Genomic DNA, 24,604 nt, shown 5'->3' with positions numbered 1-24,604 from the left:
CAACGTCATCGTCGGCCGTCAGGCCCTGCGTTCGAGGCAGGCCAGATAAAATCCGTCGGTTCCCGTCCGGCGCGGCGAGAACTGAAGCCCGAACTGCGTCGCGAACCGGGCAAGCCCATCGAAACCGTCCGCATCGGCGGCGGCCAATATCTCGGGCGTCGGCACGTTTTGAAAGCCCGTGTTGCGATCCAGAAAAGCCGCGATCGCCCTGTCGTTCTCCTCGGGCAGCACCGAGCAGGTGATATAGGCGATGCGGCCACCGGGTTTCACCAGCTTTGCGGCACGCGCCAGCACCTCGGCCTGGTCCTTGATGCGCTCGGCCAAGGCGCCCGGGCGCACGCGCCATTTGGCGTCGGGATTGCGACGCCAGGTGCCGGAGCCGGTGCAGGGCGCATCGACCAGGACGAGATCGACCTGTCCGGCGAGGTCTGCGAGCGGGTCGTGGCCGCGCGAGCGCGGGATGCGGATCTCGACATTGGTCGCGCCCGAGCGCGCCAGCCGTTCATGCAACGGCGCGAGACGGCGGCTGTCGAGATCGGTCGCGAGCAGGCGGCCGCGATCGGCCATCAGCGCGGCGAGCGCCAGCGTCTTGCCGCCGGCGCCGGCGCAAAGATCGACGACCGTGGTGTCCGGCCTGGCGCCCGCAAGCAGCGTGACAAGTTGCGAGCCCTCGTCTTGTATCTCGAAGGCGCCGGCGAAGAAGCCGGGCTCCGACTGCAGCGAGGGACCGCGTCCGTCCTGGCCCGGCTGGAAGCGGAGCGCATCGGGCGACCAGATCCCGGCCTCAGGCGCCAGGTGAGCCAGATCATCCATCAGCCTGCCGCGACTGGTCTTCAGGCGGTTCGCGCGCAGGTCGATCGGCGCGCGGCCGGCCAGGAGCTGCCCTTCGGCGATGGCCTCAGTCCCGAAACTGACGACGAACCCCGGCCAGAGCCATTCGGGCACATCGGCCTGGACCCAGCCGGGCGCGCCGTCGAGTGTCAGCACTGAGAGCCGCGACGTCTCGTCTGCATCGAGCGGCATCGGCGCATGGTTCTCACCGGAGCAAAGCTCGGCGATTTCAGCGACCGAGTGGCCGCGCGAGCGTGCCAACATGCCCAGCATCAGCGCGCGCGGCGTCTCCGAGGCCATGAGAAAGGCGCTGGAGGCTTTGCGGCGCAGCGCGTCGTAGACCAGCGATGCGATCGCAGCGCGATCCTTGGAGCCGGCGAAGCGGCGCGACAGACCCCAGTCCTTGAGCGCGTCCGAGGCCGGGCGACGGCGCTGGATGACGTCGTCCAGCACTTCAATGGCTGCGCTGATGCGGGCGGCGGGTGTCATGTCGGCGAACTGGTCATGCTGGTGAACACGTCATGGCGGCGAATTCCGGGGTGGACGATCGTCAACGCACTGATGATCGCGCGCGCCAATGTCGAGATGGCCGATGTCGAGATGGCCGATGTCAAACATGACGCACGATCCTGGCACGACCAACGACATACTCTTGACGCGGTCCTTCCACAGGCTGAAACACGAGGCAACTGCCTCTTGCAACAAAAGGTCCCGATCCATGCAGCGCGCCGGCCATCTTGCTCTCGCCTCCTTCCTCGCGCTCGCGCTGGCCGCCTGTGCCACGCAACCGGCGACCGACCTGACGCCGCCGCCCGCCAAGCGCCTCGACGCCAAGACCACGCTCGAAAGCGGCCCGCGCCGCTGAGCCGGAGATCGCCGTCACGCCGCGACAGCGTGACGGCGCCTTCAACCGCCTGTCACATCAACCGACCAGAAGTCTCGCCGGAAACGTCGCGACCAAGGATCGAACCATGATGACGAAAACAATGCTTGCCGCCGGTGCCGCGGCCTGCCTCGGCCTGGCGGCCGTGAACCCCCTCCCAGCTTTCGCCCAGGCCGCGTCGCCGACGCTTTCCGGTCAGAAGCCCCTGATCGTCGGGCATCGCGGCGCGAGCGGCTATCGCCCGGAGCACACGCTCGAATCCTACAAGCTCGCGATCGAACAGGGGGCCGATTTCATCGAGCCCGATCTGGTCGTTACGAAGGATGGCGTCCTGATCGCGCGCCATGAACCGGTGATGAGCGGCACGACCGACGTCGCCAACCGGCCGGAATTCGCCAGCCGCAAGACCACCCGCAAGCTCGACGGCGTCGAGACGTCCGACTGGTTCGCCGGCGATTTCACGCTGGCCGAGATCAAGACGCTGCGCGCCAAGCAGGCCTTCGCCGATCGCGATCAGTCGCATAACGGCAAATACGAGATTCCGACCTTCCAGGAGATCATTGATCTGGCGAAGTCGGAGAGTGCCCGCCTCGGCCGGACGATCGGGATCTATCCCGAAACCAAGCACCCGATCTTCCATGCGGCGATCGGCCTGCCCCTCGAAGACCGGCTGCTCGACGCCCTCAAGGCGGCCGGCTGGACCGAGAAATCCTCGCCCGTCATCATCCAGAGCTTCGAGACGGCCAACCTCCGATATCTTCGCGGCAAGACGCAGGTGCGGCTGTTCCAACTGGTCGATGCGGACGACGTCGACAAGGACGGCGGCATCGTGCTCGCCGCCCCCTTCGACAAGCCCTATGATTTCGTCGTCACCGGCGACAAGCGGACCTTCAAGGACCTGGTGACGCCTGAAGGCCTGAAAGAGATCGCGACCTATGCCGACGGCGTCGCGCCATGGAAGCCTTATCTGATTTCCGGCAAGCAGATCATCGGGGCCGACGGCAAGCCGCAGGATCTCAACAAGGACGGCGCCATCGACGAGCGCGACCGCGTCCTGCTGCCGCCGACCGACGTGGTGAAGAATGCCCATGCAGTGGGGCTTCTGGTCCATAGCTGGACGTTTCGCAGCGAGCCCAAGCGGCTCGCCTCCGACTTCAAGGACGAGCCGGCAGCCGAATACAAGGCGTACCTCGCGCTCGGTATCGACGGGCTGTTCTCTGACTTCCCCGACGCGGCCGTGAAGGCGCGCGACAGCAAATAGGCTTATCGACGTCGCATAAAAAAGGCCGTCCCGCGCAAACGGGACGGCCTTTCGATTCAGGATACGTCGAAGCTCCGCCGACGATTAGTTGCAGACGCGCTGCCTCGTCTTGATCACGCCCCGCGGCGTCTCCTCACGGGTGATCACCGTGCGGCAGCGCTCGCGGTCGCGGTACTCAACGCGACGACGATCGTCGCGTCGGTCGTAGCCACGGTCAGAACGGCGGTCGTAACCGTCGCGATCATCGCGGCGAACTTCGCGCTCGATGACGCGCTCGCGCGGGCCGCGCGTATCGACACCGATGCCGCCGGGACCAACACTGATGGACTGGGCATAGGCGCCGCCACTTATCAGCGTTGCGGCTATGAGGGCGGGAATAAAGCGTTTCATCTTGTCTCCTCCATTTCGAGAGGAAAACAGAGTGCGGATGTGTTTTGTTCCGCGATGCAGCGGTTCAAGCGGCCTGACGCAGAGTCGGCGGCGCACTACCGCGTCTAAATTGGCGCGCCGGACCAGTCCGGCGCGCCATCGATCTTGCCCGACCGCAGATCAGTGCAGGATCTGGCTGAGGAAGAGCTTGGTGCGCTCATGCTGCGGGTTCTTGAAGAACTCGTTGGGCTCGTTCATCTCGACGATCTGCCCAGCGTCCATGAAGATGACCCGGTCGGCGACCTGGCGGGCGAAGCCCATTTCGTGGGTGACGCAGAGCATGGTCATGCCCTCGTCGGCGAGCGAGACCATGGTGTCGAGCACCTCCTTGACCATTTCCGGATCGAGGGCGGAGGTCGGCTCGTCGAACAGCATGATCTTGGGGCTCATGCAGAGCGAGCGGGCGATGGCGACGCGCTGCTGCTGGCCGCCCGAGAGCTGGCCCGGATATTTGTTCGCCTGTTCGGGAATCTTGACGCGCTTCAGGTAGTGCATCCCGATTTCCTCAGCATCCTTCTTGGGCATCTTGCGCACCCAGATCGGCGCCAGTGTCAGGTTCTCGAGGATCGTGAGATGCGGGAACAGGTTGAAGTGCTGAAAGACCATGCCGACGTCGCGGCGGATCTCGTCGATCTTCTTGAGATCATTGGTGAGTTCGGTCCCGTCGACGATGATGTTGCCCTTCTGGTGTTCCTCCAGACGGTTGATGCAGCGGATCATCGTCGACTTGCCCGAGCCCGACGGGCCGCAGATGACGAGTTTCTCGCCGCGCGAGACCTTCAGGTTGATGTCGCGCAGCACGTGGAATTCGCCATACCACTTGTTGACGCCGATCATCTCGACGGCCGTCGCGGTGTTCAGCGAGGTCTGCTTGAGGGCCGCCGGGCGGCTGTCGGTCTTGAGTTCTGCCATTGCCATGGTCGTGGTCCCTCTCAGCGTTTCTGGCCGGCGGCGAGACGCTTCTCGACCGAGATCGAATAGCGCGACATGCCCCAGCAGCACAGGAAATAGAACATCGCGGCGAAGGCATAGCCCGTCGCGCGCGTGGTCGGCGTCGCCCAGGTCGGATCGACCAGCGTCGCCTCGATCGTCCGCAGGAAGTCGAAGATACCGACGATGGTGACCAGCGTCGTGTCCTTGAACAACCCGATGAAGGTGTTGACGATACCCGGAATCACGATCCGCAACGCCTGCGGCAGGATGATCAGGCGCATCATGCTGCCATAGCCGAGGCCGAGCGACATCGCGCCCTCGTACTGGCCCTTCGGAATGGCTTGCAAGCCGCCGCGGATGACCTCCGCCATATAGGCGGCGGCAAAAAGCGCGACGCCGACGAGCGGACGCAGCAGCCGGTCTGGCGAGTATTCCTGCGGCACGAACAGCGGCAGCATGGTGTTGGCCATGAACAGCACGGTGATCAGCGGCACGCCGCGGACGAACTCGATGAAGATCACAGAGAGCAGCTGGATGATCGGCAGCCTCGAACGGCGGCCGAGCGCGAGCACGACGCCGAGCGGCAGCGAGAAGACGATGCCGACGGCCGCGATCAGGAACGTGACGGTCATGCCGCCCCAAAGGCCGGTATCGACCCTGGGCAGGCCCGCCGTGTCGGCAAGGATCGCCATCAGGCCGAAGACCACGAGCGAGAGCAGGACCAGCCGCTTGGGGCGGTAGAAGCGCTTCCAGGGTGGGAGAGTCTCCTCGACGGCCAGAAACGCCGGCCCGATCCAGAAGCGCGCCAGCGCCGGCGCGAAGGACAGCACCAGATAGAGCGCCATCAGAGCGACGGTGATGATGATCAGCCAGCGCAGGAAGCCCTCCGCATTGGCACCGCCGAGCAGCAGGATGTAGGCGCTGATCGGCAGCAGCACGAAGAAGAAGAAGAAACCGACCTTCTTAAGCGGCACCCTCTCCCAGAGCAGCCAGATGATGCCGAGCGCGAACATCACGAAGACGATGTCGACCCGCCAGCGCTGGGCGACCGGGTAGGAGCCGTAGACGAAGTACTGGAAGCGGTCGGCGATATAGGCCCAGCAGGCGCCGACCGGACGGCCGACCTTGTCGGCGAGGCAGGCGTCGCGGTTGGTGCCGGACCAGACGGCGTCGATGAAGTAGAACCGGACGAGGTCGGGCACGCTGGTGACGACGATGTAGAGGCAGACCAGCGTCATCAACGAGTTGACGGGGCCGGAAAACAGGTTCGCCCTGATCCAGGCGATGGGTCCGGCAACCGATAGCGGCGCCGCCTCCTGCTGCAGCGTCTCGCGGCGAACGAAGGCATAGGGTGAGTTTTCGAGCGTGGCGTCGGTCATCGTGGGGCCCTCACCGTTCCACCAGCGCCATGCGCTTGTTGTAGATGTTCATGAACAAGGAGGTCACGAGCGAGATGGTGAGATAGACCGCCATGGTGATGGCGACGACCTCGACGGCCTGGCCGGTCTGGTTCAGCACCGTACCGGTGAAGACCTGGACGAGATCTGGATAGCCGATCGCGACCGCAAGCGAGGAGTTCTTGGTCAGGTTGAGATAGTTCGAGGTCAGCGGCGGGATGATGACCCGCATCGCCTGGGGAATGACCACGAGCTTGAGCGTCGGCCCTGCGCGCAGGCCTAGCGCATTGGCCGCCTCGGTCTGGCCCCTGGAGACGGCGAGAATTCCGGCCCGGACGACCTCCGCGATAAATCCGGCGGTATAGGTCGTCAGGCCGATCAGCAGCGCCACGAACTCAGGATAGATCTGCAAGCCGCCGGTGAGGTTGAAGCGGCCCTGCTGCGGCAAGTCGAAGGACAGAGGCTGGCCGGCGAAGAAGTAGACGATCAGCGGCAGTCCGATGATCAAGGCGAGCGTGATCAGGCCGTTGGGATATTGCTTGCCGGTCCGTTCCTGCTGCTTCTTCGACCAGATATAGAAGACGACCGCAGCGGCTGCCGCCAGGAAGAAGGCAATCACCACGGCCTGGAAGGCCGGCCCGAATTGCGGGTTGGGCATGATCAGGCCGCGGTTGTTCAGGAAGATGTTGCCCGGTAGCGCAATCGAATTGCGCGCATCGGGCAAGGGCTTCAGCACCGCATTGTACCAGAAGAACAATTGCAGCAGCAGCGGCAGGTTGCGGATGACCTCGACATAGATCATCGCGAGCTTCGACAGCACCCAGTTGGGCGACAGCCTGGCGACGCCGACGAAGAAGCCTAGGAATGTCGATAGAACGATGCCGATCGAGGCGACCAGCAATGTGTTCAGCAGGCCGACATAGAAGGCCTGACCGTAGGTGCTACCCGAGGCACTGAAGGGGATCAGCTTCTGGTTTACGTCGAAGCCTGCGGCGTTGTGCCAGAAGCCGAAGCCGGATGCGATCTTCTGCGCCCGCAGGTTTTCGATCGCGTTGGACGCAGCCGACCAGATGAGGAACGCGACGACGGCCAAGAGGGCCAGTTGGTAGACGTATCCCCTGATCTTGGGATCGTACAGCAGAGAAGCCCTGCCCGGCTGAACCGTTTCCGTCGGAATGCTCGACACCTGCTACGCCCTCTTTTTTATTCTGGCCGGTGGTCTCGCGGCCGTCTTGCGACCAGTGCCCGCTCGTCCAGGCCATATGGCCATTGGCGAAACGGCGCGCGGCTTCGGAGCCGCGCGCCAATCATTCAGCGGATCGGTGGGGCGTATTGCAATCCGCCCTTGGTCCAGAGCGCATTCTGGCCGCGCGCGATCTTCAGGAGCGAGCCCTGGCCCACATTCTTTTCGAAGACCTCGCCGTAGTTCCCGACGAGTTTCACGATGCGGTAGGCCCAATCGTTGGTCAGGCCGATCGCCTCGCCATACTTGCCCTCGGTGCCGAGCAACCGCTTGATCTCGGGGTTTTCGGATTTCAGCATCTCGTCGACATTGGCCTTGCTGACGCCGAGTTCCTCGGCATTGAGCATGGCGTAATGCGTCCACTTGACGATATCGAGCCAGAGATCATCGCCGTGCCGGACGACGGGCCCAAGCGGCTCCTTCGAGATGATCTCGGGCAGGACGATGTGGTCGGCGGGTGCCGACAGGGTCAGGCGCTCGGCGTAAAGGCCGGAGGCGTCGGTGGTGAAGGCGTCGCAGCGCCCCGATTCGTAGGCCTTGACCGTCTCGGTGTTGGAGGCGAAGGCAACGACCTCATATTTCAGGTTATTGGCCCGAAAATAGTCGGCGAGATTGAGTTCGGTCGTGGTGCCTTGCTGGGTGCAGATCGAGGCGCCGGCCAGCTTGAGGACGGAATCGACGCCGAGCTTCTTGCGGACCATGAAACCCTGGCCGTCATAGTAATTGATGCCGGCGAAGTTCAGGCCGAGCGAGGTGTCGCGCGACATCGTCCAGGTGGTCGTGCGCGACAAAAGGTCGACTTCGCCAGACTGCAATGAGGTGAAGCGATCCTTGGCCGAAAGCGGGATGAACTTGACCTTGGCCGGATCGTTGAAGATCGCGGCAGCCACGGCGCGGCACATATCGACATCGATGCCGGTCCAGTTGCCCTGGGCATCGGGGAGACCGAAGCCGGCAAGGCCGGTGCCCGAGCCGCAATGCAGGATGCCGCGGTTCTTGACCTGCGCGAGCGTGCCGGTCTGGGCTTGCGTCCCGCTGACGCCCAGCGCCGTTGCTGCGGCGACAAGCGCTGCGGCGACAAATTTATTCATGGTCGTCGTCCCCTGTTTATGGAACGGGTTCCTGCCCGTTCTCTCGCTGACCTTGCAAGTCCCGGACCAAGCTCGATGGCTCGATCATCCTCCTTTCGGCTCAGATACGCGGTCTTGTTTGAGCAATGGACAGCAAGCGCCGGAGTTACCGGCGCTCGCAAGAAACCTCAGCGGACCGGGGGAGCGTATTGCAGGCCGCCCTTGGTCCAGAGCGCATTCTGGCCGCGGGCGATCTTCAGCAGCGAGCCCGAACCGACGTTCTTCTCGAAGGATTCGCCGTAGTTTCCGACATGCTTGACGATGCGGTAGACCCAGTCCGTGGTCAGGCCGACGGTCTCACCGAACTTGCCCTCGGTGCCGAGCAGACGCTTGATCTCGGGGTTGGGCGACTTCATCATCTCATCGACATTGGCCTTGGTCACGCCGAGTTCCTCGGCGTTCAGCATGGCGTAGTGCACCCACTTCACCAGGTTGAACCAGGCGGCATCGTTGTTGCGCGTGGAGGGTCCGAGCGGCTCCTTCGAGATGATCTCGGGCAGGACCATGTGGTCGTCGGGCGCCGTCAGCTTCAGGCGCTCGGCGTAGAGACCCGAGGCGTCCGTGGTGAAGGCGTCGCAGCGCCCGGCGTCATAGGCCTTGATCGTCTCGTCCGCAGAGGCGAAGGCGACGACCTCGTATTTCAGGTTGTTGGCGCGAAAGAAGTCGGCGAGGTTGAGTTCGGTGGTGGTGCCCTGCTGGGTGCAGACCGAAGCGCCCGAGAGCTGCAAGGCCGAGGTGACGCCGAGCTTCTTGCGGACCATGAACGCCTGGCCATCGTAGTAATTGACGCCGGTGAACAGGAGGCCGAGCGAGGCATCGCGCGTCATCGTCCAGGTGGAATTGCGGACCAGCAGATCGACCTCGCCGGACTGCAGCGCGGTGAAGCGATCCTTCGCCGACAGCGGAATGAACTTGACCTTGGCCGGATCGTTGAAGATCGCGGCCGCGACGGCGCGGCAATAATCGACGTCGAGCCCGACCCAGTTGCCTTGCGCATCGGGAACGCCGAAGCCGGCGAGGCCGGTATTCGAGCCGCAATTGACCATATTGCGCGACTTGACCTGCGCCAGCGTGGAAGGCGCCTGCGCCGATACCGTCGTCGCGGAGATCGCAAGGCTGAGCCCCGCGATCGCTGCTGCCATATATGTTTTCATCGATATCTCTCCCGTTGAGTCCCCGCGCGGCCGTGCCGCCGGGCCTTAGTCCTTCACATCGCCTGCGCCTGGGCAGCGGCCCAGCTCGACTGCACAAAAATCAGGCGACGTTCCAAGTCGATTGCCAGAGCGCCACATGAGCGTCAAGCAGAGGAGGGTTGCGTTTGTCGCGCCCTTTCCACTGCCTGCATCACATGCGAGTTTCACAAAGTGGTCAAGCCTGACCACGTCCCCCGAAAACCTCCCGATCCGGCCTCATGAAAAAACTGTCCTCGTCCGACTTCGCGCGCCTCGGCGAAAAGACCCGACTCGTCCTGGCGGGGCGTGATCCCGCCGACAGCTATGGCTTCGTCAATCCCGCGATCGTACGCGGTTCGACGGTGATCTATCCGAACATGGAGGATTTTCTCGCCCGGAAGTCGCGTTACACCTATGGAACGCAGGGCAACCCGACGATCGACGCGCTGCTCGCCGCGCTCAACACAATGGAGCGCGGCGCCGGCGTCGTGGTCTGCCCATCGGGTCTGCTGGCGTGCACGCTGCCGATGCTGGCCGTGCTGTCTGCCGGCGATCACCTTCTGGTGACCGACAGCGTCTATCGGCCCACGCGCAATTTCTGCGACAAGATGCTGCCGCGGCTCGGAATCGAAGTCAGCTATTACGATCCTGCCATCGGCGGTGACATCGCGAAGCTGTTCCAGCCGAACACAAAGGCGGTCTGGACCGAGTCGCCAGGCTCCCAGACCTTCGAAATGCAGGACATCCCGGCGATCGTCGAGGCCGCCCACGCCCGCGACGTGCTGGTGCTGATGGACAACACCTGGGCGACGCCGCTGTTTTTCGACAGCCACAAATTCGGCGTGGACATCTCGGTCCAGGCCGGCACGAAATACTACGCTGGTCATTCCGACGTGCTGATCGGGACGGTCTCGGCACGGACGCCGGAGCTCTACAAGCGGGTGCGCGAGGCCTGGGATCTGCTCGGTGTGATCATCGCGCCGGAGGACGCCTTCCTGACGCTGCGCGGCATCCGCACGATGCATATCCGCCTGAAGGAGCAGATGCCGGCGGGGCTGGAGATGGCGCGCTGGCTCGAGGCGCGGCCCGAAGTCGCGCGTGTCATGCATCCCGGCCTGCTGAACGATCCCGGCCATGCCTTGTGGAAGCGCGATTTCACCGGCGCCTCCTCCCTGTTTGCCATCGAACTGAAGCCTGTTTCGATGAAGGCGGTCGGCGCGATGCTGGACGGGCTGACGCTGTTTGGCATGGGCGCGTCATGGGGCGGCTATGAGAGCCTCGTGCTGCCCTTCGACTGCAAGCCTTACCGCACCGCCACGACCCCCGATTTCAAGGGACCGACGATTCGGCTGCATATCGGGCTGGAGGATCTCGATGACCTGAAGGCCGACCTCAATGCCGGCTTTGCGCGGCTGAGGACGGCGGCGTGACGACAGAGGCGGGAAAGCCTCCCAAGCCGATCGTTTTTGCGTACCTGGAAGAGCCTCCGTTCTGCTTCCAGTCTGCTGACGGCGCGGTGCAGGGCAGCGACTTCGAACTGGTGACCGCCGTACTGAGCGCGATGGGGATCGACCGGTTCGAGATGAGGCTGGCCGAGTTTGCGGAGTTGCTGCCGGGCCTCGTCGATGGACGATGGGCGATCACTACGCCGCTCTTCATATCGCCGGAGCGGAAGAACCTCGTCGATTTCAGCCGTCCGGTCTGGGCTCTTGTCGACGGGCTCCTCGTTCGTTCGGCGGATGGCGGCCGGCTGACCAGTTATCGCGCTCTGGCCGCCGAAGCGGGTGCGCGCCTCGTCGTGGTCGCCAACCAGGTTCAGGAGCAGACAGGGCTGACGGCAGGCATCCCCAACGAGCGGATTATCCGCGTCGGAACGCAAGAGGACGCGGTGTTGATGGTAAAATCGGGCTGTGCCGACGCTTATGCCAGCGTCGCCATGGCTCATCGCGGCTTCCTCGCCCGTCAGCCGGCTTCGGACCTCGCGGTGGTCGCCATCGAAGGAGCGCTTCCTGCAGGCGGTGCGTTCGCATTCGCCAAATCGTCGACCGATTTCAGGGCCCGCTTCAATTTGGCACTGCAGAGCGTGCTGGGAAGCACCTGGCACCGGAGCATGATGGCGCGATACGGCTTCGCTCCCGAAGATTTCTAAGGTTCAGACCCGCGCTTGCCGCCCCGAAAGATCAGCATCAGGTTGCGGGTGTAGATCACCATCGCCAGTGCCTGGCCCATGATGATGATCGGCTCGCGGCGGACGATGCCATAGATCAGCGTCATCAGGCCGCCGCCCATCGAGAAATACCAGAAGGACAACGGCATGACCGATTTGCCCTCTTTCTCGCTTGCCAACCACTGCACCAGGAAGCGCGCGGTGAAGAGCAGTTGCGCGACGATGCCGAAGGCCAGCCAGAAGTCGAACTTCAGCACGAAGACGTCGTAGATGTAGTCGGTGATGGCGTGGCCGATCGAGATGATCATGGCGTCGCCCCCGGCACGATCTGGGGCACGCGCCGGCGCCGGCGGATCAGCCACCAGACGCCGACGAGGTCGAGAATGCCGACCCAGAGCCGGTCGAAGAAGCCGTAATTCGAGACGCCCGAGAGCCGGGGCCGGTCGCGCACGTCGAGATGCACGACCTTGTAGCCCTCGCGCACCATCAGCGCCGGCATGAAGCGATGCAGCGCGTCGAAATAGGGCAGTGCGAGATAGGCCTCGCGCCGGAAGCATTTCAGGCCGCAGCCGGCATCGCGCGTGCCGTCCTTGAGGATGGCCCCGCGCACGCCGTTGGCGATGCGCGACTGAAGCTTCTTGAAACCGGTATCCTTGCGACCGACGCGCTGGCCCTGGACCAGCCCTGCCCCCGGACCGGCTTGCTGCAAGGCCTCCACCATCGCCGGCAGGAAGGATGGGTCGTTCTGGCCGTCGCCGTCAAGTGTCGCGACCACCACGGCGCGGGCCTGGCGCACGCCGCTGCGGACGGCCGCGCTCTGGCCGCAGGAGTGCGCATGGGTGACGATGCGAAGCCAGGGACGGGTCACCGCGAGTTCTGCGAGCGCGGCGGGCGTACCGTCGCTGGAGCCGTCGTCGACGTAGACGACCTCGAAGGCGCCGACCGGCTGGCAGGCCGCCTCGATATCGCCGAGCAGCGGACCGACATTGCCGACCTCATTGCGGACGGGAACGACGACGCTGAGCAGCGGTTGCGGGTTCGGTGTTTCGGTCAAGAGATCTTCATCCGGGGCAGCGGCGCGCAAACTGCGTCAAGCCGGGCGACAGGGCAAGCCGCTTTCGCGGCCGGGTCATGGCCGGACGAACACCGCCATCTCGAGCTTGCGGCCGCCATTGAGGTTGAAACCGCGCAGCGTGGTGAGCAGACGCGGTGTGATGCCGGACTGTGCGACAGCCGCCTGAAAACCATCTTTGAACCGGCTTTCGACGAGGGCGACGCGACAGCCCGGCTGGTTGAGGAAGGCAGCCGCGGCCGCCCCATCGCTGCCCATGTCGAGATCTGTCCCGACCAGGAAGACGAGACTGGGCTCGCGATAGCCGACCGTCATCACGGCGGGATCGGTGCAGCCCGCGGCCCTGATGGTCTCGGCGAGGCGCGGCGAGAGCTTGAAGGCACGCAGACTCTCGATCGCGAAGGCATAAACACCGACGCTCAGCAGCAGGCTCGCCAGTACGCCGCGCCAGAGCGCCCCATCGAGATCGCCGCGCCGGAAAGACGCGACGACGCGCCATGAGACAAACAGCGCCGCGATCAGCAAAGGCAGCGCCAGATAGGGGACGCTCGCGTCGAGCGTCCAGTTCGCGAAAATGATGGCGCTGACCAGGGCGAGCGGCACGAGCAGGCAGAGCAGGGCCGTCGCAGTCGAGCCGCGCCGGAACCGGTCGATGCCGCCATTGACGATCGCCAGCAGCAGCAACGCCGTCACCGCCGGATAGAGCGGCAGGACATAATGCGGCAATTTCGTCGGCACGGCCTCGAAAACGAGCCAGGACGGCACGATCCAGGCCAGCAGGAACAGGATCTGCGGTTCGCGCCGGCGGACCCAGGCGAAGGGGATCGCCATCGCCGCAAAGGCTGCCGCGGGCCAATAGGTGCCGAAAAAGACGATGAGATAGAGCCCGGGCGGCCCCCAATGCTTCTCCTGACCCTCAGCGACCTTGCCGAGCATGTCGTTGCCGACACTCTCGGTGAAGAAGCTGCCGCCGGTCTTCATGGCGATGGCAACGACCCAGGGTATGACGACGAGCAAGCAGAGCAGCAGCCCCGGGCCGAAGCGCAGCGGCTTGAGCCAGCGAACCGAGCGCGCGCTGATGCAGAGCACCAGCATCGCCAGCCCCCAGACCATGGGGACGATCGGCCCCTTGATCAGCAGCGCGATCGCTGTGGCGCTCCAGAACACCAGCCAGTTGTGGCGGCTCGGCACGAAGGCGAGCGAGCGCGTCCAGTCGAGCCACACGCGCGCCAAGGCGCCCATGGTAGCGACGGCGCAGGCGGCAAGCACCGCATCGGTCTTGGCGATACGCGCTTCGACACCGAGCAACACGCAGGCTGCCATCAAGGCGGCGCCGAGCAGTGCCATCCCCGGGCTGAGAAAGGCGAGCAGTGCCCAATAAGTCAGCAATACCGTCGCGACCGCACCGACAAGCGAGGGAATGCGATAAAGCCAGATCTGGGTGCGGGCTTCGGAGACACCGAGCGCCGCGCCAGCCGCCACAGTGGCGCTCTGTAGCCAGTAGATACCGACCGGCTTCTTGTGGCGCGCCTCGGCTTGGAAGCGGATGTCGACGAAGTCGTGCGTTTCCAGCATCTGCTTGCTGGCCTGGGCGAAACGCGGTTCGTCGCGATCGAGCGGCTGCAGCGTGAAGAAGCCCGGCAAGAAGGCGCCCAACGACAGCAGCACCAGAAATATGCAGGCACGCCAATGACTGGCCGAGGCCGTTGCCGTCAGACGGCCGAGAGAGGCATTCAGCAAAACCATGGCGATCCTCGCGACCGGCAGCGGCCGCGTTCGTGATATGCCGACATAGGCAAGACCGGAGCCGGATGACGACGCTTTCGGGCGCGATCAAGGCGAAGCCATCGCGAGCGCGATGGCCGGCGCGGTTTACGCCGCGCGGCGCGGCGCGGCAAGCGTGGAGCCAGTTCTGTCCTCCACATCGCTGATACCAGATCCCGGCAAAGCGGCCTGCGCAGGTATTGCGTGTGGAGAAGGTAAAGGCCCGCCGATCTTCGGCTGCACCGGTCTATGGGCGGCCGACTGGCGCTGCCGAGCCGGAGGACGCGATGACGTAGCGAGCTCGCATCATCAGAAAAGGCGCTTCGATGACAGAGTAGCTCAGCGCCGCGATCGCGATCGTTGCCGGCAACACCAGCAGAAGCCCGGTCAAATAGGTCGATCCCCATGGCACGGGCATCAGGTGCGCGACGGTCATCCAGACCAGGATGTGCCATGCATAAATCGAATAGCTGATCTTGCCGAGATAGCTCCAGAGCTTCGAGAGCGGAACCCGCATATTCGCCCGCAGATAGCTCAGGATCAATGCAGACCACAACAGGCTCTGCACATCCGGCCAGATCGTCCAGAATGGCGACGTGCTGGGGAAGCCGATCAATCTGTACAAGACGACAAGGAAGACGTTGATCGCAACGAGGACGGCAATGCACCAGTACCAGCGAAAGGTGTAACCCTCGGTCTCCTTGTAGGCGATCGCCGTGATGCCCCCGATCAGGAAGGCGTCGAGATTTCCGAAGATGGAGAAATACGCCATCTGATGGACCGTGCCGTTCAAAGTATAGATCAGCGTACGCAGGATGATCAGCAGAGCGATCAGGCTGACGTAGAACCGCAGGCCCCGCGCCTTTAAGGCCAGGATCGGAAACAAAAGGTAGAACTGGATCTCCACCGCGACGGACCACAATTGTCCGCCAAAGGGCCCGTACTTCATGCGATACAGATTCGAGATCGGAAGCAGTGAAAGAAGGTAATCGACGCCGACGGATGTCTCTCGCGGGTCGGGCATCGAGAAATATCCGAGCGTGATGACGAATACGAACAGAGGATATATTCTGAGCGCCCGATTGCTGTAGAATTTTCCGAGTGAAATCGCGCTATCGTAAGCAATCAGCGTCAATATCATTCCGCTCAAAACCATGAAGAGCGTGACTCCGATATCGCCCTGATCTATGATCGGTATACGAAAAATTTGTTTTGCCGAGTAAAAAATTCTACCGTGAAACATTAAAACGAGGAAAGCCGCAAAGAATCGTAGGTGATCCAGCCTTTCGATGTATTTGATATTTTGGCTTTTCACTTAAATAGTCCTGTCGAACTCAACAGCCGTCACGATAAGCGGCAAATTCCAGAAAAACAGTGATATACCGCCGAATTGACCATCGCATTTTGTGATCATGATCGCGTAGATATCATGAGATGCGCGTCACGCTGCCTAGTGCTGCGGGGCTGTGGTGCGATGGACATTGGACGCGTCAATTTCGAACCGGCACGCAACGGTGCAGCTATTGCGGGAGGAATATAGGCTCCCGAGACCCGCCTGTTTTGCAGATCGCCTTTTACTCTGACACTCGCAGGTGCCGGACTTGCGCTGCTGCATATCGCTTACCGCCATCGTCGTGCAGTCGAGTGACACGAAAACGCATGCACGAGCAACGCTAAACGTCTGGAATAGTAAACCTTCCAGACGTTCGGCGCGTGAGGCGATGGTGGCGAGCCCGGCTGGATTCGAACCAGCGACCAGCAGCTTAGAAGGCTGCTGCTCTATCCATCTGAGCTACGGGCCCTGAAGCGAAGGTCGTTTTGCGTCCTCGCCTGTCGGAAAGCTCGTGCGCGGCGCGATCAGCCGCGCGGTTTCATCAATGCGTCCACTGTCCGACGCGGCTGTATTTGAAATTGTCGGCATAGGCGATCGAGCGGCGCTTGGCCTCGTTGGGCTGCTCGACGCGATAGGCGATGCCGTTGCGGGTGGCGTAGGCGACGGCTTCGGCTGCGCTGTCGAACCAGAGCTTGAGCTGGCTCTTCATGTCGCCCGACGAGGTCCAGCCCATCAGAGGCTCGATCTCGCGTGGCCGTTCCGGCTCGTATTCGAGCAGCCAGCGCTCGGTCTTGGCCGTGCCCGACTGCATCGCGGTGCGGGCGGGGCGATAGATGCGTGCCGTCATGACCTGCCTCCGCACTTCCTGTTTCGTCCCGGTCGAGAATGGTCGGGGCACCAGGATTTGAACCTGGGACCCTCTGCTCCCAAAGCAGATGCGCTACCGGGCTGCGCTATACCCCGAATAACCGCTCTCGTCGTGCCGGTGAGCTATCACGACGCGGCCTCGCATCGCAAGCGAAACGCCGCCTCAGCGCTTGAACAAGACGTGCTCGATCTTGTCGCCGGGCTTGATGCCGAGTTTTTCGGCGACGCCGCCATTGATCTCCAGCACGGAGAGGACAGGCTCGCCCGACGGAATCGTGCGGGTCGAGAGCGGTTCGGTGCGCTCGGCGATGCGTGCGACCGTGCCGTCGGCACGAATGAAGAGCATGTCGAGCGGGATGAAGGTGTTCTGCATCCACATCGCCACAGGTTCGGTGCGGGCGAAATCGAACAACATCCCGCGATCGGCCGGCATGTAATTGCGGTGCATCAGCCCCTTGGCGCGCTGGTCCGGCGTGCGCATCACCTCGACCTGAAAGGCATGGCGCTTTTCGCCGCTGACGATGACAAGTGGTTCGAGTCCGGCAGCAGGCGCGGTCTGGGCGAAGGCGGTCGCATTGCAGGCCAGCAGCGCCCAGGCAAGGAAGGCAGCGAGAAATGTGCGGGGGGCGTGCATGTCCTGAATGCTCCGTCGCGGCGAGGCGCCATCCGTCTCCGACCGCGTTGATCACTGCGCCTTCCAAGATGGCGAATGTGCGACAAATACCTGCCCGATACGGCAGGTGGTCAAGCTTTTCGTGACCACGACGACAGGCGACGTCTTTCCTTCGCCGCAGGCTTGCGGCAGGGTCGCGCCGAAACTTGGAGACTTGCATGAACGCTTCGACCCTTCGCCGGCTTGCGCCCGGCCATCTCGCGACCGTCACCGCATTGCTGATCGGGGCAGTGCCGCCCGCAGCCGCGGCGGATTTCCAGATCGACAATCTGCGGCTCGATTTCGGCGCGTTGGCGATCGTGGCGCCGCGAATCGATGTGAAGGGTTCGGCGCTGGAGCGAGAGGCGTTCATTGCCCTGTTCAACGGCAGCACCGGCGAGAGTGCCGCCGCGCGGATGAGCCGCCTCGATGCGGCTGAAATCACGGCTCCGGAACTGACCTTCGAGCAGACGATCGGACCGCAGAAGCAGGTGACGCGCTATCGCGACATCCGGTTCTCGCAGGTCCGTGCGGGCCGGATCGAGCGTGGCGAAGCAGCGCAAGGCACGATCAGCGTCACGGGTGGAGCCGCCGGTCCGGTCAGCGGGCAGGTCAAGCGGACCAGCTTCGAAGGTCTCGACCTGAAGCACACGGCGCGCGTGCTCACCGAACGGGCGCAGCCTGGCGTCAATGAGCCGCTGCTGCCGATCTTCAGCCGCTTCGAACTCGACGGCTACGCGGTCGATCTGGGCCCCGCCGGCAAGATGTCGATGGGCAGGATGGTCGGGCGCGGGTTTTCGGCCAAGGTCGGAGACGAGCCGCTCGGCGAGGTTCTGGCCCGGATCGTTACGCTGTCTGAAGCCGCCGAAAAGGCCTCGCGCGAATCCGCTGGTGCGCCGGACAAGCCCAAAAGCAAAGAAGAGAAGCAGCTCGGACTGTCGCTGCTGTCGCTCTACGACACGATCTTCTACGGCAGCGGCGAGGCGCGCGATTTCGCGATGAACGTCGTCGCGCCGCCCAAGCCGGGTGCGAAGCCCGACCCGGTCGAGATGACGATCGCGCGGATCGCCTATGGCGAGGACACACCCGCGAAATCCGGAATGGCGCTGGAAGGACTGAAGTTCGCCGGAGGCGGCGGCAAGGGCACGATCGAGTCGATCAGCCATTCCGGCTTCTCGTTCGGGCCCGTGATCGCGGAGTTGAAGGCGCTGCTGGCGAAGCCGGATGCCGATCCGGACACGATCGATTTCCGCAAATTCGTTCCGACGATCGGCACGATCAGACTTACCGGCCTGTCCGTTGAGGCTCCTCAGGAGACCGTCCGCGGCCAGCCTGCGCCACCGCCGCTGAAGATCGGGCTGGGCACATTCGAGCTCAAGACCGGGGAGCAGTTGAACGGCATCCCCACCAGCCTCGCCATGACGATCGACAGATTGATGGCTCCGGTCACGGAAGGCCCGGGCAACCCTGCCGCGCGCGATCTCATCGCCATGGGTTTTCGCTCGATCGACCTTTCGGCCAAGCTCGACATGGCCTGGGACGCGGCGCGCAGCGAACTGGCAATCCGCACGCTGTCGCTCGGCGGGGCGGGCATGGCGAGGCTCGATGCATCGGGCACTTTGGGCAACGTGACCAAGGACCTCTTCTCCAGCGACCTCGCGCTGGCGCAGGTCGCGGCGCTCGGCGCCACGGTGCGCAATGTCGAGGCGAAGCTACAGAATCTGGGTCTTCTGGAGAAGATCGTCGAAAACGAGGCACGCAAGGCCAAGCGTAAGCCTGAGGATCTCCGGCGCGAATACTCGATGATGGCGAATCTCGGACTTGCCGCGATTCTGGGACCGTCCGATGCCGCCAAGACGCTGACGGCGGCGGTGTCGCGCTTTGCCGCCAAACCCGGCACGTTGACCGTGTCGGCCAGCGCCAAATCGGCAAGCGGGCTCGGCCTCGCCGACGTCATCACGCTGACCGACCCGACAGAGATCTTCGACAAGATCGACCTGAAGGCCAATGCCGAGTGACCCGCCCGGCGCCTTGTCGCCGGAGGATATGGCCTGGCAGCCCAGCGCATTGGTGCGATGGTGGGCGGGGCTTCCCGGCTGGCTCTCGGGCACTCTGCGCCGCCATATCAATCCCGACAACCAGACGCGGCTGCATCTGGCGAAGCTGATCGCAAGGCGGCCGGGGCAGATCGCAGTCGGCGCCCATACCTATGGTCGGCCGAAGGTGCGGTTCGCGGAGTCTGGGGCGAGGCTGACGATCGGGCGGTATGGTTCGATCGCCGACGGAGTCGAGATCCTGCTCGGCGGCAACCACCGGCTCGACTGGATCACGACCTATCCATTTCCCGCCCTGCCCCGGATCTGGCCGGAGGCCGCCGGCCGCGACGGCAGCCATGCCTCCAACGGCGACGTCGCGATCGGCCATGACGTCTGGCTCGGTTCGCAGTGCCTGATCCTGTCGGGCGTCACGATCGGCCATGGTGCGGTCGTGGCAGCGCGAGCGGTGGTCACACGCGACGTGCCGCCTTTCGCGATCGTCGCCGGAAATCCGGCTCGGATCGTGCGCTACCGCATGAGCGAGGAAGCCATCGCCGAACTGCTCGCCAAGCGCTGGTGGGATCTGCCGGACACCGAAATACGCCGCCTGATCCCGGTGCTCACGTCGGACAAGGTCGACGATCTGCCCGGCGGTACGACAGGCTGACGGAGGGCAGCATCGCCGCTCGAATCGAGACCTGTCCTGCCTCTGCTGCGCAAGAACCGATGCATCATCGCGACGCCGATGGAGAACCTGCATCTGTGAGGCCCTGACGGGCCAGCGCTGTCTTTCCTCGACGCCAGGCGATGGCGCCCGCGACCGAACCGGCATTGGCCGCCATCTTGGCCCGATTCAAGATCAGCCCGTAACCCACGGCCTTTGCTGCATTTTTGACCATCGTCGCGGGCGACGGCCCGGCCAGATCGTATTTGGCGCAGACATAGGCCAGCGACCAGGCGAGATGCCAGCGTGCGTTGAAGCGGCGCGATAGCGATGGTCGGCTTGATTTGCCGCGTTCATGCCGCGCCTGCGCGTCATGAACATGAATCAGTGCGTGGCCGGCCTCGCGCATCCGGCGGCAGAGATCGTCGTCCTCGTAGAACAGGAAGATGTGCGGATCGAAGCCGCCTAATGCGCCGAAAACATCCGTTCGGACCAGCAGGCAGGCTCCCGACAGAAAGGGCAGGCAGGCATCCCCCTCAGGCGCGACCACGCTGGCAGCCTTGTTGAAATGGGGCGGCGAGAGCAGCGAGCGCGGCTGCAGGAAGAGCCGGCCCGAGGGCTCGACGATGCGCGGGGCGAAAAGCCCGGCATCGGGATAGCGTGCCGCCGCCGCCAGCAGGGCCGCGACGCTGCCGCTTTCGACGACCAGATCGGGGTTCACGATGAGTGCGAACGGCGTCCGGCAGGCCGCAATGCCCCGGTTGTTGCCACGGCCATAGCCTTCGTTCCTGGCATTAGCGATGACGGTCGCGCCATGAGCGCCGGCGATCTCGCGCGACGTATCGGTGCTCGCATTGTCGACGACGATCGCCGCGACGCCTTCCGCCGCCAGGGCAGCGAGACAGGCCGGCAGCACTTGGGCGCTGTCATAGGAGACCACGATGGCCGTGACGGTGGCGGGTGAGAGCGGCGACATGGCAGCCTTGTGGCGGGCAAGCGGCCTCGCAGGCAAGCGGAATTCAACGCCGCGTCAAGGCACCGATCTCGTGCAGGACGGACGAGCGTTCCCAAGAGTCGCAGCGCTTTGGCGCCTTGTAGGCCTTAACGGCGTAGGCCTGGTTCGCGGCGAGAAAGCGCGGGCGTTCGTCCCGGTTCAGCCGCGCCATGACGCTCCTGCGATCGACGCGCAGCCCGCAGTCATAGGCGCGCGAGACCTGCGAGGCGGCGAATTCCGGCGTGCCCGGCGCAGGCTCGACGGTCGTGCAGGCGCTCAAGCCGAGCAGCGCCATCCCGACAGAAAAACGACCGATCGGAAACATGCCAACGTCAAAGCGCTTCGAAGCTGCCGGCGCGCACGCGGGTCATGCGGTCCTTCAGCCCGGCCCGCTCCTCCGCGTCGCAGCGCTCCGGCCTGATGCCCTGGTTGATCGTCTGCGCCTCGGAGACGGTGATGTAGGTCGAGCGGGCGCTGGCGATCTGCTCAGGCGTCGCACCGCGCTCCGCCTCCGCTGTCAGGAAGCGGTCGAGCGTGTCGCGGCGCGGGCTGCCGGCCCGGCAGGCGATCGAGCGCGAGACCAGGGTAGCGAGTTCGGTCGCCCGCCCCGTCGTCGAATTGACGGGGACGGACACGCAGGCGCCGAGCGGTAGCGCGACGAGACAGGCGAGCGCGAGCGCCCGCGCCGGAAGCAGGACGGTCATCGTGGCTCAGCCGTTCTTTTCGGGAGCGCTGATGCGCAGATGCGCCTCGCGCAGCTGCTTCGGCGACGCCTCGGAGGGGGCGCCCATCAGCAGATCGACCGCCTGCTGGTTCATCGGAAACAGCGCGACCTCGCGCAGGTTCGTCGCGCCGGCCAGCAGCATGATGATGCGATCGATGCCCGCCGCCATGCCGCCATGGGGCGGCGCGCCGTACTGGAAGGCGCGATACATGCCGCCAAAACGCTCGATCACCGTCTCCTCGCCATAGCCGGCGATCTCGAAGGCCTTCACCATCGCCTCGGGGCGATGGTTGCGGATGCCGCCGGAAGCAAGCTCGTAGCCGTTGCAGGCGATGTCGTACTGGAACGCCTTGATCGAGAGCGGATCGTCGTTCTTCAGCGAATCGAGCCCGCCCTGCGGCATCGAGAACGGGTTGTGCGAGAAATCGACCCGCTTCTCGTCCTCGTTGTACTCGTACATCGGGAAGTCGACGATCCAGGCGAAAGCGAAGGCGTTCTCGTCGATCAAACCGAGTTCGGAGCCGACCTTGTTGCGCGCCGCACCGGCGAATTTGTAGAACTTGTCGGGATTGCCGGCGGCGAAGAAGCAGGCATCGCCCGCCTTGAGCCCCATCTGGGCGACGATCGCGGCGACACGCTCGGGGCCGATGTTGTTGGCGATCGGGCCCTGCCCTTCGCCGTCTTCCTTGATCATCAGATAGCCGAGACCCGGCTGGCCTTCGCCCTGAGCCCAGCTGTTCATCCGGTCGCAGAACGCGCGGCTACCACCCTTCGGACCGGGGATCGCCCAGACGCGGTTCTTCTCGTCCTCGAGGATGCGCGAAAACACCTTGAAGCCCGAGCCACGGAAATGCTCCGAAACGTCCTGCATCTCCAGCGGGTTGCGCAGGTCGGGCTTGTCGGAGCCGTATTTGCGGATCGACTCGGCGTAAGGGATGCGCGGCCAGTTCTTGGTGACCGACTTGCCGTTGCCGAACTCTTCGAAGACGCCGGCAATGACCGGCTCCATCGTCGCGAAGACGTCGTCCTGCTCGACGAAGCTCATCTCGACGTCGAGCTGGTAGAATTCGCCGGGCAGGCGGTCGGCGCGCGGGTCCTCGTCGCGGAAGCAGGGCGCGATCTGGAAATAGCGGTCGAAGCCCGCCATCATCAGGAGCTGCTTGTACTGCTGCGGCGCCTGCGGCAGCGCATAGAACTTGCCGGGGTGCAGACGGCTCGGCACGAGGAAGTCGCGCGCGCCTTCCGGCGATGACGCGGTCAGGATCGGGGTCTGGAACTCGTTGAAGCCCGAGGTCTTCATGCGGGTGCGCAGCGAGTCGATGACCTTCGTGCGCAGCATGATGTTGTTGTGCAGCTTTTCGCGGCGCAGATCGAGGAAACGGTATTTCAGCCGCGTATCCTCGGGATATTCGAGATCGCCGAAGACGGGCATCGGCAATTCGGCAGAGGTGCCCAGCACCTCGATGCCGGTGGCGAAAACCTCGACCGCGCCGGTCGCCAGATTGGCATTCTCGGTGCCGGCCAGCCGCGGCTTGACCTTGCCGTCGATGCGCACGACCCATTCGGACCGAACCGACTCGGCATCCGCGAAGGCCGGTGAGTCGGGATCGATCACGACCTGGGTCATGCCGTAATGGTCGCGCAGGTCGATGAACAGCACGCCGCCATGGTCGCGAATGCGGTGGCACCAGCCCGAGATGCGGACCTGCTGGCCGACATGGCTCTCGCGAAGGGCGCCACAGGTGTGGGAACGATAGCGGTGCATGGTCACGGGATGGGTCTCTGCGCAGGTCGAGGAGGCCGGCAAAGCGCAGCCGGCGATTTTCGCCGTAAGCACACGCCGGGGCGCGGATTGTCAAGAACGCGCGCGACATGGCTCTCTTCTGTCTGCTAAGAGCCGGCCATGAGCCTCATCACCACCACCCAGGATCTCGCCGACGCCTGCGCGCGCCTGGCCCAGCATCCTTTCGTCACGGTCGATACCGAGTTCCTGCGGGAGACGACCTATTATCCGAAACTCTGCCTGATCCAGCTCGCCTCGCCCGACGAGGCGGTGATGGTCGATCCGCTGTCGCCCGATCTCGACCTCGCGCCCTTCTTCGGCCTGATGGTCGACGAAGCAGTCGTCAAGGTCTTCCATGCCGCGCGGCAGGATCTGGAAATCGTCTGGATGCTCGGCCGGGTGCTGCCGACGCCGCTCTTCGACACGCAGGTCGCCGCCATGGTCTGCGGCTATGGCGACTCGGTCGGCTACGAGCAACTCGCCAACGACCTCGCCAAGGCGCGCATCGACAAGTCATCGCGCTTCACCGACTGGTCGCGCCGGCCGCTCAACGAGGCGCAGCTGACCTATGCCGAGGCCGACGTCACCCATCTGCGCGACATCTATCTGGCGCTCGACGCCGACATCAAGGCGAGCGGGCGCGAGGCCTGGGTCGCTGAGGAGATGGCGGTGCTCAATTCGCCCGGCACCTACGAGGTCAAGCCGGAGAACGCATGGCAGCGGCTGAAGGGCCGCATCCGCAAGCCGAAGGAACTGGCGCTGCTGATCGAGCTTGCCGCCTGGCGCGAGCGCGAGGCGCAAAATCGCGACGTGCCGCGCCAGCGCGTGCTGAAGGACGATGCGCTGATGGACATCGTCCAGCGCGCGCCGCGCTCGGTCGAGGCGCTGGCGGAACTGCGCTCCGTGCCCAACGGCTTCGAGCGGTCGCGGGCCGGCGGCGAGGTGCTGGCGGCGGTCGAACGCGGGCTGGCGCTGGATCCGAAGGATCTGCCCCGGCTCGAACGCGAGCGCGGCCGCTCCGGCAATGGCGCCGTGCTCGACCTGCTCAAAGTGCTGCTCAAGGCGATCGCCGATGCTGAGCGGGTCGCGCCCAAGATCATCGCATCCTCAGATGATCTGGAGGCCATCGCCTTCGACGACGAGGCCAGGGTCCCTGCCCTGCAGGGCTGGCGGCGCGAGGTTTTCGGGGAGAAGGCGCTGGCGCTGAAGAACGGCGCGCTGAGCCTGCGGATCGCGCGCGGACGCGTCGTCGTCGGCTGACGACGAGGC

At 64.3% G+C, this 24,604-nt stretch carries 24 protein-coding genes and 2 tRNA genes; 7 read left to right on the top strand and 19 right to left on the bottom strand.

Annotated elements, in window-relative coordinates; translation table 11 throughout:
• Positions 1–18: 18 nt before the first annotated feature.
• Positions 19–1,320, bottom strand: coding sequence for an RsmB/NOP family class I SAM-dependent RNA methyltransferase (locus tag AXW83_RS05855; RefSeq protein ID WP_066611434.1), 1,302 nt, complete (start codon positions 1,318–1,320; stop codon positions 19–21).
• Between the two features lie 229 nt (positions 1,321–1,549).
• On the opposite strand from AXW83_RS05855, the gene AXW83_RS27465 reads away from it, so the two are divergent.
• Both AXW83_RS27465 and AXW83_RS05850 read left to right on the top strand, forming a co-directional pair.
• Positions 1,550–1,696, top strand: coding sequence for a hypothetical protein (locus tag AXW83_RS27465; protein ID WP_168166065.1), 147 nt, complete (start codon positions 1,550–1,552; stop codon positions 1,694–1,696).
• 106 nt (positions 1,697–1,802) lie between these two features.
• Positions 1,803–2,975 (top strand): glycerophosphodiester phosphodiesterase, encoded by a 1,173-nt coding sequence (locus AXW83_RS05850; RefSeq protein WP_210179650.1) that lies wholly within the window; start codon positions 1,803–1,805, stop codon positions 2,973–2,975.
• A gap of 84 nt (positions 2,976–3,059) precedes the next feature.
• Here the strand turns inward: AXW83_RS05850 and AXW83_RS05845 are convergent, their stop codons facing one another.
• The 6 genes from AXW83_RS05845 to AXW83_RS05820 all read right to left on the bottom strand — a co-directional run bounded on the left by AXW83_RS05845 (position 3,060) and on the right by AXW83_RS05820 (position 9,261).
• Positions 3,060–3,365: a hypothetical protein gene (locus tag AXW83_RS05845; RefSeq protein ID WP_066611431.1), complete on the bottom strand. Its 306-nt coding sequence runs from the start codon at positions 3,363–3,365 to the stop codon at positions 3,060–3,062.
• Between the two features lie 159 nt (positions 3,366–3,524).
• Positions 3,525–4,316: an amino acid ABC transporter ATP-binding protein gene (locus AXW83_RS05840; RefSeq protein ID WP_442855242.1), complete on the bottom strand. Its 792-nt coding sequence runs from the start codon at positions 4,314–4,316 to the stop codon at positions 3,525–3,527.
• A gap of 20 nt (positions 4,317–4,336) precedes the next feature.
• Positions 4,337–5,716, bottom strand: a complete 1,380-nt coding sequence (locus tag AXW83_RS05835; protein ID WP_066611429.1) for an amino acid ABC transporter permease — start codon at positions 5,714–5,716, stop codon at positions 4,337–4,339.
• A gap of 10 nt (positions 5,717–5,726) precedes the next feature.
• Positions 5,727–6,920, bottom strand: a complete 1,194-nt coding sequence (locus AXW83_RS05830; RefSeq protein ID WP_210179649.1) for an amino acid ABC transporter permease — start codon at positions 6,918–6,920, stop codon at positions 5,727–5,729.
• A gap of 125 nt (positions 6,921–7,045) precedes the next feature.
• Positions 7,046–8,068, bottom strand: a complete 1,023-nt coding sequence (locus tag AXW83_RS05825; protein ID WP_066611427.1) for an amino acid ABC transporter substrate-binding protein — start codon at positions 8,066–8,068, stop codon at positions 7,046–7,048.
• A gap of 167 nt (positions 8,069–8,235) precedes the next feature.
• Positions 8,236–9,261, bottom strand: a complete 1,026-nt coding sequence (locus tag AXW83_RS05820; RefSeq protein WP_066611425.1) for an amino acid ABC transporter substrate-binding protein — start codon at positions 9,259–9,261, stop codon at positions 8,236–8,238.
• A gap of 257 nt (positions 9,262–9,518) precedes the next feature.
• Here AXW83_RS05820 and metC point away from each other — a divergent pair, with 257 nt between their 5' ends.
• On the top strand, positions 9,519–10,709 hold the full coding sequence (gene metC / locus AXW83_RS05815; RefSeq protein ID WP_066611423.1) for a cystathionine beta-lyase: 1,191 nt from the start codon (positions 9,519–9,521) through the stop codon (positions 10,707–10,709).
• Positions 10,706–11,428, top strand: a complete 723-nt coding sequence (locus AXW83_RS05810; RefSeq protein WP_236841830.1) for a transporter substrate-binding domain-containing protein — start codon at positions 10,706–10,708, stop codon at positions 11,426–11,428. Before metC ends, AXW83_RS05810 begins: the two co-directional genes overlap by 4 nt.
• Here the strand turns inward: AXW83_RS05810 and AXW83_RS05805 are convergent.
• The 8 genes from AXW83_RS05805 to AXW83_RS05770 all read right to left on the bottom strand — a co-directional run bounded on the left by AXW83_RS05805 (position 11,425) and on the right by AXW83_RS05770 (position 17,116).
• Positions 11,425–11,754 (bottom strand): lipid-A-disaccharide synthase N-terminal domain-containing protein, encoded by a 330-nt coding sequence (locus AXW83_RS05805; RefSeq protein WP_066611421.1) that lies wholly within the window; start codon positions 11,752–11,754, stop codon positions 11,425–11,427. The genes AXW83_RS05810 and AXW83_RS05805 overlap by 4 nt on opposite strands.
• Positions 11,751–12,500, bottom strand: a complete 750-nt coding sequence (locus AXW83_RS05800; RefSeq protein WP_066619929.1) for a glycosyltransferase family 2 protein — start codon at positions 12,498–12,500, stop codon at positions 11,751–11,753. Before AXW83_RS05800 ends, AXW83_RS05805 begins: the two co-directional genes overlap by 4 nt.
• Before the next feature lie 75 nt (positions 12,501–12,575).
• Positions 12,576–14,264, bottom strand: a complete 1,689-nt coding sequence (locus tag AXW83_RS05795; protein WP_066611419.1) for an ArnT family glycosyltransferase — start codon at positions 14,262–14,264, stop codon at positions 12,576–12,578.
• A 265-nt stretch (positions 14,265–14,529) separates the two neighbouring features.
• On the bottom strand, positions 14,530–15,597 hold the full coding sequence (locus AXW83_RS05790; protein WP_156639824.1) for an acyltransferase family protein: 1,068 nt from the start codon (positions 15,595–15,597) through the stop codon (positions 14,530–14,532).
• A 410-nt stretch (positions 15,598–16,007) separates the two neighbouring features.
• Positions 16,008–16,084 (bottom strand) — tRNA-Arg (locus AXW83_RS05785).
• 72 nt (positions 16,085–16,156) lie between these two features.
• The gene (locus tag AXW83_RS05780) at positions 16,157–16,462 is read right to left on the bottom strand and encodes an ETC complex I subunit (RefSeq protein ID WP_066611415.1); all 306 of its coding nucleotides are present in this window, start codon (positions 16,460–16,462) and stop codon (positions 16,157–16,159) included.
• Positions 16,463–16,501: 39 nt separating this feature from the next.
• Positions 16,502–16,578: transfer RNA gene (locus AXW83_RS05775), tRNA-Pro, on the bottom strand.
• 67 nt (positions 16,579–16,645) lie between these two features.
• On the bottom strand, positions 16,646–17,116 hold the full coding sequence (locus AXW83_RS05770) for a DUF192 domain-containing protein (RefSeq protein ID WP_082766968.1): 471 nt from the start codon (positions 17,114–17,116) through the stop codon (positions 16,646–16,648).
• Positions 17,117–17,313: 197 nt separating this feature from the next.
• Here AXW83_RS05770 and AXW83_RS05765 point away from each other — a divergent pair, with 197 nt between their 5' ends.
• Together AXW83_RS05765 and AXW83_RS05760 are read left to right on the top strand one after the other, a co-directional pair.
• On the top strand, positions 17,314–19,152 hold the full coding sequence (locus AXW83_RS05765; protein WP_066611413.1) for a hypothetical protein: 1,839 nt from the start codon (positions 17,314–17,316) through the stop codon (positions 19,150–19,152).
• The gene (locus tag AXW83_RS05760) at positions 19,142–19,837 is read left to right on the top strand and encodes a CatB-related O-acetyltransferase (protein WP_272481834.1); all 696 of its coding nucleotides are present in this window, start codon (positions 19,142–19,144) and stop codon (positions 19,835–19,837) included. Before AXW83_RS05765 ends, AXW83_RS05760 begins: the two co-directional genes overlap by 11 nt.
• Positions 19,838–19,901: 64 nt before the next feature.
• Here the strand turns inward: AXW83_RS05760 and AXW83_RS05755 are convergent, their stop codons facing one another.
• Genes AXW83_RS05755 through aspS form a run of 4 tightly spaced genes read right to left on the bottom strand, consistent with a single transcriptional unit; the run spans position 19,902 to position 23,317 of the window.
• Positions 19,902–20,810 (bottom strand): glycosyltransferase family 2 protein, encoded by a 909-nt coding sequence (locus tag AXW83_RS05755; protein WP_066611412.1) that lies wholly within the window; start codon positions 20,808–20,810, stop codon positions 19,902–19,904.
• A gap of 43 nt (positions 20,811–20,853) precedes the next feature.
• A complete protein-coding gene (locus AXW83_RS05750; protein ID WP_066611410.1) occupies positions 20,854–21,153 on the bottom strand; it encodes a hypothetical protein in 300 nt (99 codons plus the stop codon).
• Between the two features lie 7 nt (positions 21,154–21,160).
• Positions 21,161–21,532: a hypothetical protein gene (locus AXW83_RS05745; protein WP_066611408.1), complete on the bottom strand. Its 372-nt coding sequence runs from the start codon at positions 21,530–21,532 to the stop codon at positions 21,161–21,163.
• A 6-nt stretch (positions 21,533–21,538) separates the two neighbouring features.
• Positions 21,539–23,317 (bottom strand): aspartate--tRNA ligase, encoded by a 1,779-nt coding sequence (aspS, locus tag AXW83_RS05740; RefSeq protein WP_066619917.1) that lies wholly within the window; start codon positions 23,315–23,317, stop codon positions 21,539–21,541.
• Between the two features lie 138 nt (positions 23,318–23,455).
• Between aspS and rnd the strand changes: the two genes are divergently transcribed.
• Positions 23,456–24,595, top strand: a complete 1,140-nt coding sequence (gene rnd / locus AXW83_RS05735; protein ID WP_066611406.1) for a ribonuclease D — start codon at positions 23,456–23,458, stop codon at positions 24,593–24,595.
• Positions 24,596–24,604 lie beyond the last annotated feature (9 nt).

Origin of the sequence: Bosea sp. PAMC 26642 (assembly GCF_001562255.1) — a bacterium.
GTDB lineage: Bacteria > Pseudomonadota > Alphaproteobacteria > Rhizobiales > Beijerinckiaceae > Allobosea.
Note: the sequence above shows the minus strand (reverse complement) of the source record. Positions and strands in the feature narration are given on the sequence as shown.

What these genes read in the sequence shown, in the direction of transcription:
- AXW83_RS05855 (WP_066611434.1), bottom strand. Translation starts at nt 1,320, where the DNA reads ATGACACCCGCCGCCCGCATCAGCGCAGCCATTGAAGTGCTGGACGAC.
- AXW83_RS27465 (WP_168166065.1), top strand. Translation starts at nt 1,550, where the DNA reads ATGCAGCGCGCCGGCCATCTTGCTCTCGCCTCCTTCCTCGCGCTCGCG.
- AXW83_RS05850 (WP_210179650.1), top strand. Translation starts at nt 1,803, where the DNA reads ATGATGACGAAAACAATGCTTGCCGCCGGTGCCGCGGCCTGCCTCGGC.
- AXW83_RS05845 (WP_066611431.1), bottom strand. Translation starts at nt 3,365, where the DNA reads ATGAAACGCTTTATTCCCGCCCTCATAGCCGCAACGCTGATAAGTGGC.
- AXW83_RS05840 (WP_442855242.1), bottom strand. Translation starts at nt 4,316, where the DNA reads ATGGCAGAACTCAAGACCGACAGCCGCCCGGCGGCCCTCAAGCAGACC.
- AXW83_RS05835 (WP_066611429.1), bottom strand. Translation starts at nt 5,716, where the DNA reads ATGACCGACGCCACGCTCGAAAACTCACCCTATGCCTTCGTTCGCCGC.
- AXW83_RS05825 (WP_066611427.1), bottom strand. Translation starts at nt 8,068, where the DNA reads ATGAATAAATTTGTCGCCGCAGCGCTTGTCGCCGCAGCAACGGCGCTG.
- AXW83_RS05820 (WP_066611425.1), bottom strand. Translation starts at nt 9,261, where the DNA reads ATGAAAACATATATGGCAGCAGCGATCGCGGGGCTCAGCCTTGCGATC.
- metC (WP_066611423.1), top strand. Translation starts at nt 9,519, where the DNA reads ATGAAAAAACTGTCCTCGTCCGACTTCGCGCGCCTCGGCGAAAAGACC.
- AXW83_RS05805 (WP_066611421.1), bottom strand. Translation starts at nt 11,754, where the DNA reads ATGATCATCTCGATCGGCCACGCCATCACCGACTACATCTACGACGTC.
- AXW83_RS05795 (WP_066611419.1), bottom strand. Translation starts at nt 14,264, where the DNA reads ATGGTTTTGCTGAATGCCTCTCTCGGCCGTCTGACGGCAACGGCCTCG.
- AXW83_RS05780 (WP_066611415.1), bottom strand. Translation starts at nt 16,462, where the DNA reads ATGACGGCACGCATCTATCGCCCCGCCCGCACCGCGATGCAGTCGGGC.
- AXW83_RS05770 (WP_082766968.1), bottom strand. Translation starts at nt 17,116, where the DNA reads ATGCACGCCCCCCGCACATTTCTCGCTGCCTTCCTTGCCTGGGCGCTG.
- AXW83_RS05765 (WP_066611413.1), top strand. Translation starts at nt 17,314, where the DNA reads ATGAACGCTTCGACCCTTCGCCGGCTTGCGCCCGGCCATCTCGCGACC.
- AXW83_RS05760 (WP_272481834.1), top strand. Translation starts at nt 19,142, where the DNA reads ATGCCGAGTGACCCGCCCGGCGCCTTGTCGCCGGAGGATATGGCCTGG.
- AXW83_RS05755 (WP_066611412.1), bottom strand. Translation starts at nt 20,810, where the DNA reads ATGTCGCCGCTCTCACCCGCCACCGTCACGGCCATCGTGGTCTCCTAT.
- AXW83_RS05750 (WP_066611410.1), bottom strand. Translation starts at nt 21,153, where the DNA reads ATGTTTCCGATCGGTCGTTTTTCTGTCGGGATGGCGCTGCTCGGCTTG.
- AXW83_RS05745 (WP_066611408.1), bottom strand. Translation starts at nt 21,532, where the DNA reads ATGACCGTCCTGCTTCCGGCGCGGGCGCTCGCGCTCGCCTGTCTCGTC.
- aspS (WP_066619917.1), bottom strand. Translation starts at nt 23,317, where the DNA reads ATGCACCGCTATCGTTCCCACACCTGTGGCGCCCTTCGCGAGAGCCAT.
- rnd (WP_066611406.1), top strand. Translation starts at nt 23,456, where the DNA reads ATGAGCCTCATCACCACCACCCAGGATCTCGCCGACGCCTGCGCGCGC.